This is a genomic window from Pseudarthrobacter sp. HLT1-3 (genome assembly GCF_059383535.1).
The window spans coordinates 221,738-232,567 of the sequence record NZ_JBWZCJ010000003.1 but is presented as its reverse complement, the minus strand read 5'-3'; the positions used below and the strand labels follow the sequence as shown (position 1 = coordinate 232,567).

Here is a 10,830-nt window from a genome sequence, read left to right as displayed (position 1 = left end):
CTAGTAGCGGCGGCGGTAGACCGGGTCCAGCGACTCGGGCGGCACACCGAGCATCTCGGCCGTGTATTCCACCACGACGTCATGGACCAGATCCTGGAGTTCCTCGCGGCTGCCGCAGGCCTGTTCGACGACGCGACGGTACAGCGTGATCACGGGCCCCTCGCCCGGCGTCGCGGGGGAGTAGGAGCCCATCGGGGCGGCACCGCGGTCCGCCACGAGCTGCTCGAGCCCGGGCGGGATCTCGTCGACGGCGAACCGGACGCCGTCCAGCGGCTTGCCCCAAATATCGTGCAGCCGCTCAGCCGAATCCAGCACAAAATCGTCGAAGCGGTCCGAGCGGGTGCGGTAACCCGGCAGCGTGGGCAGCATCAGCTCGCCGCGGAGTCCGCGGCCGTGACGGTTCCGCCGCCTCTGGCGGAAGCCCCGGAGCGCCGCGGCGCGTTCGGAACCGGCCGGAGCGGCACCGGCGTCGTCGCGTCCGGCATCGGGGTCAGCCAAGCGGACCGTAAAACCCGGATTGTGGTGCGGTGACTGCATAACTCGACTCTAAACCCGGCGAAAGGTAAACGCGATACGGGCCTCGCGACCCGCCGCCAGCGCGTCGGGCGGCGGCGGGCGGCCCGGAGGAGTAGTCTGTGGTGTCGTGGGTGCCATTCGTCTTTGTTCAAGGTCAGCCTGCCGCAATTCAGCGGTGGCCACTTTGACGTACGTCTACGCGGACTCCACCGCAGTCCTGGGCCCGCTGGCCACCTACGCCGAGCCGCACTGTTACGACCTGTGTGAACAGCACGCCGGATCCCTGACCGTCCCGCGCGGCTGGGAAGTGCTGCGGCTGGCCATGCCGGCCACCCCCGCAGGTCCCGGGCCCGATGACCTCGTCGCCCTTGCCGACGCTGTCCGGGAGGCAGCGGTACGGCCCGCCGCACCGGAATCCGGACAGGGCCAGCGCGGTGTCCACCCGTCGCTGGCAGCACCGGCCGCGGCCGAGGGCACCCGGCGGGGGCACCTGCGCGTCCTGCGCGAACCGTCCTAAGCGGCAACTGGCGGTAGGCTGGGAACTGAAAAAATCCGTCAGCCACCGGCGCCTGCTGCGGCGTCCACCAGGGAGCGTTCACCATGCCGAAGATCAGTCCCGAACTGTTGTCTGTCCTGAGATGCCCCGTGACCGGTTCGCCGCTGGTGCAGGACGGCGAGGAACTCGTCACCACCGCGGCCGGCCCCGCCGGAGCGAAGCTGCGCTACCCCATCGAGGACGGTATCCCGCTGCTGCTGCCGCCGGAACTCCTCCCCGCCGCCGCCGCGGCGCCCGCTTTCCAGCACGACGCCGGCGAACCGGATCCAGGCCAGCACACCGACGGTGAAACCGCCGGGCACACCGCCGGCTAGGCTGCCGGCCCATCGCTTCGCCGTTCGGCACCGAAGTACTTTCCAGCCACCGATAAGCACGTTTACCGGCGTTCCAGGCAACCAGGACCCTGACCGGTCCGCCGGCCACAGCAAAGGATTCACATGACTCTCGACTACAAGATTGCGGATATCTCCCTGGCCGAGGCGGGCCGACACCAGATCCGCCTCGCCGAACACGAAATGCCCGGACTGATGTCCCTGCGCGAGGAGTTCGGCCCCAGCCAGCCGCTCAAGGGCGCCCGGATCGCAGGCTCCCTGCACATGACGGTGCAGACCGCGGTGCTGATCGAGACGCTCACAGCACTGGGCGCCGAGGTCCGCTGGGCCTCCTGCAACATCTTCTCCACCCAGGACGAGTCCGCCGCGGCCGTTGTGGTCGGGAACGGCACCGTCGAGGACCCCCAGGGTGTCCCCGTGTTCGCATGGAAGGGCGAGACACTGGAGGAATACTGGTGGACCGCCGAGCAGATCCTGACTTGGCCCGGTGCGGACAGCAACCCGGATCTCGGCCCGAACATGATCCTCGACGACGGCGGCGACGCCACCATGCTGGTCCACAAGGGCGTCGAATTCGAGGCCCTGGGCGCGGTTCCGGCCACCTCCGATGACGAGTCCGAGGAAGGCCGGGTCTTCCTCGAGGTGCTGCGCGCCTCGCTGCAGGCTGATCCGCAGAAGTGGACCCGGATCGGCTCCCGACTGCTGGGCGTCACCGAGGAAACCACCACCGGTGTGCACCGGCTGTACCAGCTCGCGGAGCAGGGCAAGCTGCTGTTCCCGGCCATCAACGTCAACGACTCCGTCACCAAGAGCAAGTTCGACAATAAATACGGCATCCGCCACTCCCTGCCGGACGGCATCAACCGCGCTACCGACGTCCTGATGGGCGGCAAGGTCGCCGTCGTCTGCGGCTACGGCGACGTGGGCAAGGGCGCAGCGGAGGCCTTCCGCGGCCAGGGCTCGCGGGTTATCGTCACCGAAATCGACCCCATCTGCGCCCTGCAGGCAGCCATGGACGGCTACCAGGTCGCGAAGCTGGAGTCGGTCCTCAGCGAAGGCCACATCTTCATCACCACCACCGGCAACAAGGACGTCATCATGGCCGAGCACATGGCCAGGATGCGCGACAAGGCGATTGTGGGCAACATCGGCCACTTCGACAACGAGATCGACATGGCCGGACTGGCCCGGATCGCCGGCATCAAGAAGGTCGAGATCAAGCCCCAGGTGCACGAATGGGTGTTCGCCGCGGACCCGGCCACGGGCGAGGGCAGCCGGTCCATCATCGTGCTGTCCGAAGGGCGCCTGCTGAACCTCGGCAACGCGACCGGACACCCGTCCTTCGTCATGAGCAACTCCTTCGCCAACCAGACCATCGCGCAGATCGAGCTCTTCACCAAGCGCGACCAGCCGGAAGGGGAGCGGGAGTACGAGAAGCAGGTGTACGTGCTGCCGAAGATCCTCGACGAGAAGGTTGCCCGGCTGCACCTCGACGCCCTGGGCGTCGAACTGACCGAGCTGTCGAAGGAGCAGGCCGAGTACCTGGACCTCGAGGTCTCCGGACCGTACAAGCCGGACCACTACCGCTACTAGGAACGACCGCTACTAGGAACCGCAGGACACGGCGGCCCGGACCGCCGCTGCTCCCGCCGTTCCCGCAGTGAATAGGGCCCCGGACTCCGGTCCGGGGCCCGCTTTGTGACCTGATCGTGGCGCAACCGGGACCGGGACGGCTCGCTGCTTCGTTTATGCTGGCATTGGGAGATTGTGAGCTCAGACGTGGGCTCATCCGCAAATGCAGTGGGGGAAACACAGGAAATGGCCATGACTGAAGACAGCGGGCGTCGACGCCGGCAGCCGGGACAGCGTCCCCGCAACACCGGGAAAATGCTGGCGGTCCTTGCCATCTGCGCAGTCATCGGAGCGGGCGGCATCGGCGTCGCCACGTCACCGGGCTGGGCCCATGCAGACATGCCGTCGGAGGCCTCGGCTCCGATGAGGAACGTGTCCGGCCTCGCCGCCCCCGTCGTGAAACTCGTCGAGCTCGGAGTGACCCCGACCGACGGCGCCCAGGGCGTCAATCCGGCCGCGCCTCCCTCGGTGAAAGCCGTCAACGGCGTGGTGAAGGACGTGGTGCTGGTCCCGGCCGCCGGAGGCGACCCCGTCCCGGGCACGACGAGCGCGGACGGCTCGACCTGGACGGCCGTGGATCCCCTGGACTTCGACACGAAGTACAAGTACAGCTTCACCATCGTCGACGAGGCCGGACGCGAGACCAAAAAAGCCCAGACCTTCGCCACCGTGGCCAAGGCCAACGAAGCGGACGCCGCCGTGTATCCGCTCAACGGCACCACTGTCGGCGCCGGCCAGCCCGTCGAGATTGTCTTCAGCGAGCCGGTACTGAACAAGGAGGCCCTGGAGAAAGCCGTCACCGTCACGGCGTCCTCCGGACAGGCCGTGGCGTGGCGCTGGTATTCGGACCGCCGGGTCAGGATCCGCCCCGAAGCCTTCTGGGCCTCCAACAGCGAGATCACCGTGGACCTGAAACTTTTCGGCGTCGACTTCGGCAACAAGATGATCGGCAACTCCGACACGAAGGTCTCCTTCAAGGTCGGACCGCAGCGCCTCGCCGTCGTTGACGACATCACCAAGACCATGAACGTGTACTTCGACGGCCAGCTGGTCAAGACCGCGAAGGTCACCCTCGGCGACAAAGACTGGCTGTCCCCAACCGGCTTTGCCGTCATCATGGAACAGGAACGCCACTCCAATTTCAACGCCGGCAGCATCGGGCTGAAGCCCGGCGACAAGGGCTACTACCCGCCCCTGACCGTGGAGTACGCCAACCGCCTGACCAGTTCCGGAGTGTACGTCCACCAGGCGCTGGAATCTGCGTGGGGCGCGGTCGGCCGGGTCAACGTCTCGCACGGGTGCGTGGGGCTGCTCCCGGCGGACGCCGCCTGGTTCTTCAACAACATGAAGACCGGCGACGTCGTCCAGACGCTCAACACCGGGGCCCCCGCTGTGGAACCACTCGAGGGCTACGGCGACTGGAACATCCCCTGGGCCCAGTACGCCAAACGCTGACCGCACGGTCCGCTGGCCGGGCCGGACTGACCGGACCGCCGGCCGAAATCCGGGCGGCGGAGTCCACATCCTGAATCCCGTCCTGGATCCCCGTGCTGTTCTCCGTCCCTTTGGGGTGTGGCACCTCGCCGACCCCGAGGCTCTGGCGGTAGGCTCGGTTGCAGATATGGAGCGTTGCCAGGCCCCGGCTGGCGGCGCGGACGCCTACGGAAGCGAAGCCGCAGTGACTGACTCAAGTCCCACCCCTCCGAACCGACGGGATCCGCAGCTGGATCCGCCCGACGACGCCGGGGAACCCGCCTTCGATTGGATGCGGCCGGTTTCCCCGGACAAGTCCGCCGCTGCGGCGTCCGCCCGGTCAGCCGACCCTGATGCCGATAGCAGTCCTGGTGCCGACAGCAGCGCCGAACCCCAGACGCGCGCCGACCGCAAGGCCGCGGAAGCCGCCGTCGAGCCGGCCCCCCGGGATGCTGGCTCGCACTACAGTGAGCCGCTGCCCACCTCCGCGCTGCAGCTCCGGCCTCCGGAGGAGGTGGTGCAGCGCCGGAACGCCGAGCGTGAGCACGCCCTGAACGCCAAGCCGGTGGCACCGCGCGTGATGCAGGTCCTGCTGGCCGTGTTCTTCCCGGTCATCCTGCTCGTGCTCGCTGTCCGGGCCGTCGCCAGCCCCCTGTTCCTCTGGGTCGAGTACAACCGCCCCGGTTTCCCCGGCGACGGTTACGGTTTCAGTACCGATGATCGGATGACGTACGGCTCCTATGCAGTGGACTATCTCAGCAACTGGGCAGGACCGCGGTACCTCGGCGAACTCGTCAACCGCAACGGCGACAAGCTGTTCGGGGCCGGCGAGGTCAGCCACATGGCCGACGTCAAGCTTGTCATCCTCTCCGCCTTTGGCGCAGGCGTCCTGCTGATCCTGCTGAGCCTGATCGCCGTCATCTACCTGCGCCGCCGCAGCACGGGGGGAGTGCGGCGCGGCCTGTTTGCCGGGTCCATCATCGCGCTGACCATCATCCTGAGCCTCGGCGTGCTGGCCGTGCTGGGCTGGGAACAGTTCTTCGCCCAGTTCCACAGCGTTTTCTTCGCCAGCGGCACCTGGACATTCTCGCTGCAGGACACGCTGATCCGGCTCTTCCCGGCCCAGTTCTGGGTCGACGGCGGGATCGTGATCGCCGGACTGGTTCTGCTGGCCTCGCTCCTCACCCTCATTCTGACCTGGCCCACGCGCAAGCGCCGCGGGCTGCCAAAACGCGGCGCCGCGGCGGCTGACCCGGCCGACGAAACCACGGACGCTGCTCCCGCCCGGGACGAAGCCACGGACGCTGCTCCCGCCCGGGACGAAGCCACGGACGCTGCTCCCGCCCGGGACGAAGCCACGGACTCCGTCCCCGCGAAGCGGTCCCGCTTCCGGCGGGCCCGGGCCGGCAAAGCGAACGAGGTGTACGCCGGCGACGGATCCGACCCGGATTCAGCTATCGGGAGCCCCACACCAGGATCGTCCGCCACAGCGCGCTCCGGGTCCGCGGGCCCCGGCACAACCGACGCGGGCACAACCGACGCCCCTAACACCGCATCGGCGGACCCGCGATCGCCCGGCACCGGGTCGGCCGGCGCCGCATCGCGCGGCTACTCCAGTTCGGTCTAGCGGCGTCAACCGTTGATCAGCCGTAGATCCGGTTGATCTGCGCCTCGAAGTCACGCACGACGGCGGCGCGCTTGAGTTTGAGCGACGGTGTCAGGTGCCCGGATTCCACCGAGAAGTCGGCGTCCAGCACCACGAAGCTGCGGATTGACTCGGCCTGGGACACGAGGGCGTTTGCGTCATCCACGGCGCCCTGCAGGGCCACCCGGACCAGTTCATGGCTGCTGGCTTCGGCGGGGCCCATCGCGGGAACCTTGTGCGCGGCGCACCAGTTTTCCAGGCCCTCGGGGTCCAGGTTGATCAGCGCCGAGACGAACGGCCTGCCGTCCCCGACCACCACGGCCTGCAGCACGAGTTCGTGCTCGCGGATCTTTTCCTCAAGCGGTCCGGGGGCGACATTCTTGCCCCCGGCGGTGACGAGCAGGTCCTTCTTCCGGCCGGTGATGGTCAGGAAGCCATCCCGGTCCAGGGATCCCAGGTCGCCGGTGCGGAAGAACCCGTCCACAAAGGCCTCGGCGTTGGCCGCGGGGTTGTTGTGGTAGCCCTTGAAGACGCCGATGCCCTTGACCAGAATCTCGCCGTCCTCGGCGACCCGGACGGTGGTTCCGGGGATCGGGATGCCGACCGTCCCCACCCTGGTCCGGGTGGGGGTGTTGGCGGTGCACGGTGCCGTGGTTTCGGTCAGGCCGTAGCCTTCAAGGACGGGGATCCCGGCGCCGCGGAAGAAGTGCGCGTCGTGTCCGCTCAGCGGGCTGGCCCCGGAGACCGCGTAGCCCAGTTGGCCTCCGAAGGCCTGCCGCAGCTTGGGATACAGCAGCCGGTCGAAGAGGGCGTGTTTGGCGCGCGTGGCGAGTCCGGGGCCGGTCCCCTGGCCCCGGGAGGCGGCGTCGAGGTCCTTCGAATAGGCGATGGCCACTGCGGCGGCGGATTCGAACAGACGCCGTTTCCCGGCCAGGGCCGCCTTGTGGGCGGCGCCGGCGTACACCTTCTCGAAGATCCGTGGCACCACGAGCAGGAAGGTGGGCTTGAAGCTGGCCAGGTCCTCCAGCAGTTCCTTGGCACTGGCGGTGTGGCCCAGGGTGGTCCCTGCGCTGAGGCAGATCAACTGGACGGCGCGGGCGAGGACGTGGGCCAGCGGGAGGAACATCAGGGTCCGGGAGCGGGGCTGCAGCAGGATCTCGGGCAGGAACAGCACCACGTTTTTGGCGACCAGAGCGAAGTTCCCGTGCGTGATTTCGCAGCCCTTGGGCCGGCCGGTGGTGCCGGAGGTGTAGACAAGCGAAGCCACATCCGCCAGTCCGGCCGCGGACCGGTGCCGTTCCAGCTCGGCGTCGCCGACCCCGGCGCCGGCCGCGGCCAGGCTGGTGAGGTTGGGTGCCGCACCGGCGTAGTCCATCCGCACGACCGGCAGCGCGGCGTCGCCGCGCAAAGCGGAGCCGTCCAGGACCTCCTGGACCAGGGCCGCCTTGGCCTCGTCCTCGGCGAAAATGCGCCGGGCCCCCGAGTCCTGCAGGATCCACTCGACCTGGCTGGCGGAGGACGTTTCATAGATGGGGACCGGGACGCCGCCGGCGAACCAGATGGCAAAGTCGACCACTGTCCACTCGTAGCGGGTGCCGGACATGACCGCGACCGTTTCGCCGGGGGAGATACCGCCGGCAATCAGGCCCTTGGCCAGCGCCCGGACCTGGTCCAGGAACAGCTGTGCGGGAACATCGGCCCAGCCGGCCGGGCCCTTCCGGGAGTAGAGCGCATGCACGGGATCCTTGGCGTGCTGCTCAAGGAGCAGGTCCGTCACATTGCTGCCCGGGTCGAGCCCGACGAGCAGTCCGGTGCTTGCTTCTCTCACAGCCGTTCTCCTTTCCGGGCCGCCCGATGGTGACGGACGTCCCCTGCAATCCTGCCCTAGATCCAGGACGGCATCCACATCCGGAACCGCCAATCCTGGTAACTGATGATCTCGGCGGTCCAGACCGGATAGAAGAACGCGGACACCACGACGGCCGTGACCACAAAGAGGGCCACGAGGTAAATACCGGACCGCCGCCGCCACAGCGGATCGGAACGCTGCCCCAGCACGAGGCCCAGGCAGTACACCAGGGCCAGCACGAGGAAGGGCTCGAAGGACACGGCGTAGAAGAAAAACATGGTGCGTTCCGGGTACAGGAACCAGGGGAGGTAACCGGCGGCGACGGCGGCAAGGATGGCACCCGCGCGCCAGTCGCGCCGGCCGGCCCACCAGAAGAGCAGGACGCCCAGGCTGGCGGCGGCGGCCCACCAGATCAGCGGGTTTCCGACGGAGAGGATCGCCGTGGTGCAGCTGGCCGTATCGCACCCCGGGCTGCCCTGCTTCGGGGATTCGTAGAAGAACGACGTCGGCCTGCCGAGCACCAGCCAGCTCCACGCACTGGCCTCGTACGGGTGCTCCGAGCTGAGCCCCTGGTGGAACTTGTAGGCCTCCAGATGGTAGTGCGCCAGCGACCGGACGGCGTTCGGCAGCCAGCCCCACTCCGCCGAGGGCACAGTCGCCGCCCAGTTCCGGAAGTAGGCGTCCGTGGAGCGGAACCAGCCGGTCCAGGTCGCGGCATACACCAGGGCGGCGACCGGAACGATGCTGAGGAAGGCCGGAATCCCGTCCTTGAGGATCCCGCCGCTGATCCAGCCGTGGATGCCGGCGATCCGGCGCGCGCTCAGGTCCCAGAAGACCGTCAGCAGCCCGAAGCCGGCCAGGAAGAACAGTCCGGACCACTTTGTGCCGACGGCCAGCCCCAGGCAGACACCGGCCGCGAGCCGCCACCAGCGGATCCCGAGCCAGGGACCGGATGCGAGCTGGAGCAGGCCGGGACGTCCGTCCGGGGAAGCTGCCGCGAGCCGGCCGAGCCGCCGGGCCAGCCGGCGGCGGCCGTCGTCGCGGTCCATCAACAGGGCGCCGAACGCGGCCAGGACCCAGAACATCAGGAAGACGTCCAGCAGGGAGGTCCGGGACATCACCAGATGGTGGCCGTCCACCGCCAGCAGCAGACCGGCCACCGCGCCGAGGGTCAGCGAGCGGAACAGCTTCTGGGCGATCAGGGCCAGCAGGAAAACGGACAGCGTGCCGGTCAGGGCCGCTCCGAACCGCCAGCCAAACGGATTGTCCGCGCCGAAGAGCCACATCCCGCCGGCGATCATCCATTTCCCGACCGGGGGGTGGACGACATACTCGGGCCCGGGAAGCAGCACCCCGGGATTGCCGGCGGTGAACGCGTCGTTGGCCTTGTCCGGCCAGGCGCGTTCGTAGCCGCTGACCAGGAACGAGTAGCCGTCCTTGACGTAGTACGTCTCGTCAAAGACCAGGCCGCGGGGCGTGTCCAGCCGGACGAAGCGGAGGACTCCGCCCAGCGCCGCGGTGATCACCGGAATGAGCCAGAACCACAGCCGGAGCGAGGGTGGATAGTCCCGCCAGCTCTGGATGCCGCCGATCAGGCGGCTGGTGAGGGCTGCGGGGGTGAACGCCGCCGCCGGGCGGCTGACCCAGCGGTGTCCCGCCAGGTTGCGTCCGGTGCTGGTGGCTGCGGGCGCCGGGCCGGGGGAACCGGCCTCGACAGGCCGCGCGGGGGTCTGCGTCACGTTGCCCATGCTACCTTTTACGGCTGTGCCCGGCGGCCAGGCCGGCGGGCAGGCTGCCGGCCAGGCAATTGCCAGCCGATCGGTCCGTCTGCCCCCGCGCCGCGCCGGCAGTAGGCTGGTCAGGTGGACCCTAAACTCAGCACTTCCCCGAATCTTCCAAGCGACGGCGTGCCGGACGACGTCGGGGAGGGCACCGGTCCCGGGCCCGGCGCAAGCCCCGGGACGGCGGCGGCTCCGTCGAAGGGCGGACCCGGCCGGATCGTGCTGGCGGCAACCCCGATCGGCAACGTCGGGGACGCCACCCACCGGCTGATCGAACTGCTCACGACGGCGGACATCGTCGCCGCCGAGGACACCCGGCGGCTGCACCGCCTGGTTCAGAACCTCGGCATCACCGTGGCCGGCCGCATCATCAGCTACCACGAGCACAACGAGGCCGCGAAGACCGGTGAGCTCCTGGACCAGGTGCGCGCCGGCAAGACCCTCGTCATGGTGACCGACGCCGGGATGCCGTCCGTCTCGGACCCCGGCTTCCGCCTGGTTGAAGGGGCCGTCGCCGCCGGGTTGACCGTCACGGCCGCCCCAGGGCCTTCCGCCGTCCTCACTGCGCTCGCGCTCTCCGGCCTGCCGACCGACCGGTTCTGCTTTGAGGGCTTCCTGCCGCGCAAGGCCGGCGAGCGGTCCTCCCGGCTCGCTGACCTCGACGCGGAGCGGCGCACGATGGTCTTCTTCGAGGCCCCGCACCGGCTGGAACCCATGCTCCGTGCGCTGCGTGAGCGGTTCGGCGCCGACCGGCGCGCCGCCATCTGCCGGGAGCTGACGAAGACCTACGAAGAGGTCATCCGCGGCAGCCTCCGCGAGCTGCTGGAATGGGCAGAGAGCAACGAGGTGCGCGGCGAGATCGCCGTCGTCGTGGGCGGAGCCCCGGAACGGGAACCGGGCAAACCGGAAGACCACGTGGCGGACGTTAACGCGCTCATGGCGCAGGGAATCCGGCTCAAGGAGGCCGTCGCGGCCGTGGCGGAGGACGCCAAGGTCAGCAAGCGGGAACTCTACTCTGCCGTGCTCGCCGCCCGGTAGCCGGCACC

At 68.9% G+C, this 10,830-nt stretch carries 8 protein-coding genes and 1 pseudogene; 6 read left to right on the top strand and 3 right to left on the bottom strand.

The features are described 5' to 3' along the window. Window positions 1–537, bottom strand: a complete 537-nt coding sequence (locus AC50X9_RS04310; protein WP_494890599.1) for a metallopeptidase family protein — start codon at window positions 535–537, stop codon at window positions 1–3. Between the two features lie 106 nt (window positions 538–643). Here AC50X9_RS04310 and AC50X9_RS04305 point away from each other — a divergent pair, with 106 nt between their 5' ends. The 5 genes and pseudogenes from AC50X9_RS04305 to AC50X9_RS04285 form a co-directional block, all read left to right on the top strand. Beyond that, a complete protein-coding gene (locus AC50X9_RS04305; protein WP_494890597.1) occupies window positions 644–1,033 on the top strand; it encodes a DUF3499 domain-containing protein in 390 nt (129 codons plus the stop codon). An 83-nt stretch (window positions 1,034–1,116) separates the two neighbouring features. After that, window positions 1,117–1,386 (top strand): Trm112 family protein, encoded by a 270-nt coding sequence (locus tag AC50X9_RS04300; RefSeq protein ID WP_494890595.1) that lies wholly within the window; start codon window positions 1,117–1,119, stop codon window positions 1,384–1,386. Window positions 1,387–1,509: 123 nt separating this feature from the next. Continuing rightward, on the top strand, window positions 1,510–2,997 hold the full coding sequence (ahcY, locus tag AC50X9_RS04295; protein ID WP_494890593.1) for an adenosylhomocysteinase: 1,488 nt from the start codon (window positions 1,510–1,512) through the stop codon (window positions 2,995–2,997). 231 nt (window positions 2,998–3,228) lie between these two features. Then, window positions 3,229–4,491 carry a L,D-transpeptidase gene (locus AC50X9_RS04290; protein WP_494890591.1) on the top strand — a complete coding sequence of 421 codons (1,263 nt, stop codon included), beginning with the start codon at window positions 3,229–3,231 and terminating at the stop codon, window positions 4,489–4,491. Between the two features lie 223 nt (window positions 4,492–4,714). After that, window positions 4,715–5,800, top strand: a pseudogene (locus AC50X9_RS04285) (TIGR01906 family membrane protein); the annotation flags it as partial. A 352-nt stretch (window positions 5,801–6,152) separates the two neighbouring features. Here the strand turns inward: AC50X9_RS04285 and AC50X9_RS04280 are convergent. Then, window positions 6,153–7,982 (bottom strand): AMP-dependent synthetase/ligase, encoded by a 1,830-nt coding sequence (locus tag AC50X9_RS04280; RefSeq protein WP_494890589.1) that lies wholly within the window; start codon window positions 7,980–7,982, stop codon window positions 6,153–6,155. A gap of 56 nt (window positions 7,983–8,038) precedes the next feature. Continuing rightward, a complete protein-coding gene (locus AC50X9_RS04275; RefSeq protein ID WP_494890587.1) occupies window positions 8,039–9,751 on the bottom strand; it encodes a dolichyl-phosphate-mannose--protein mannosyltransferase in 1,713 nt (570 codons plus the stop codon). 249 nt (window positions 9,752–10,000) lie between these two features. Here AC50X9_RS04275 and rsmI point away from each other — a divergent pair, with 249 nt between their 5' ends. Beyond that, the gene (rsmI, locus tag AC50X9_RS04270) at window positions 10,001–10,822 is read left to right on the top strand and encodes a 16S rRNA (cytidine(1402)-2'-O)-methyltransferase (protein ID WP_494890733.1); all 822 of its coding nucleotides are present in this window, start codon (window positions 10,001–10,003) and stop codon (window positions 10,820–10,822) included. Window positions 10,823–10,830: the final 8 nt, after the last annotated feature.

Bases quoted from the DNA above. Each gene is read 5' to 3' on its own strand.
- AC50X9_RS04310 (WP_494890599.1), bottom strand. From the start codon at position 537: ATGCAGTCACCGCACCACAATCCGGGTTTTACGGTCCGCTTGGCTGAC.
- ahcY (WP_494890593.1), top strand. From the start codon at position 1,510: ATGACTCTCGACTACAAGATTGCGGATATCTCCCTGGCCGAGGCGGGC.
- AC50X9_RS04300 (WP_494890595.1), top strand. From the start codon at position 1,117: ATGCCGAAGATCAGTCCCGAACTGTTGTCTGTCCTGAGATGCCCCGTG.
- AC50X9_RS04275 (WP_494890587.1), bottom strand. From the start codon at position 9,751: ATGGGCAACGTGACGCAGACCCCCGCGCGGCCTGTCGAGGCCGGTTCC.
- AC50X9_RS04290 (WP_494890591.1), top strand. From the start codon at position 3,229: ATGACTGAAGACAGCGGGCGTCGACGCCGGCAGCCGGGACAGCGTCCC.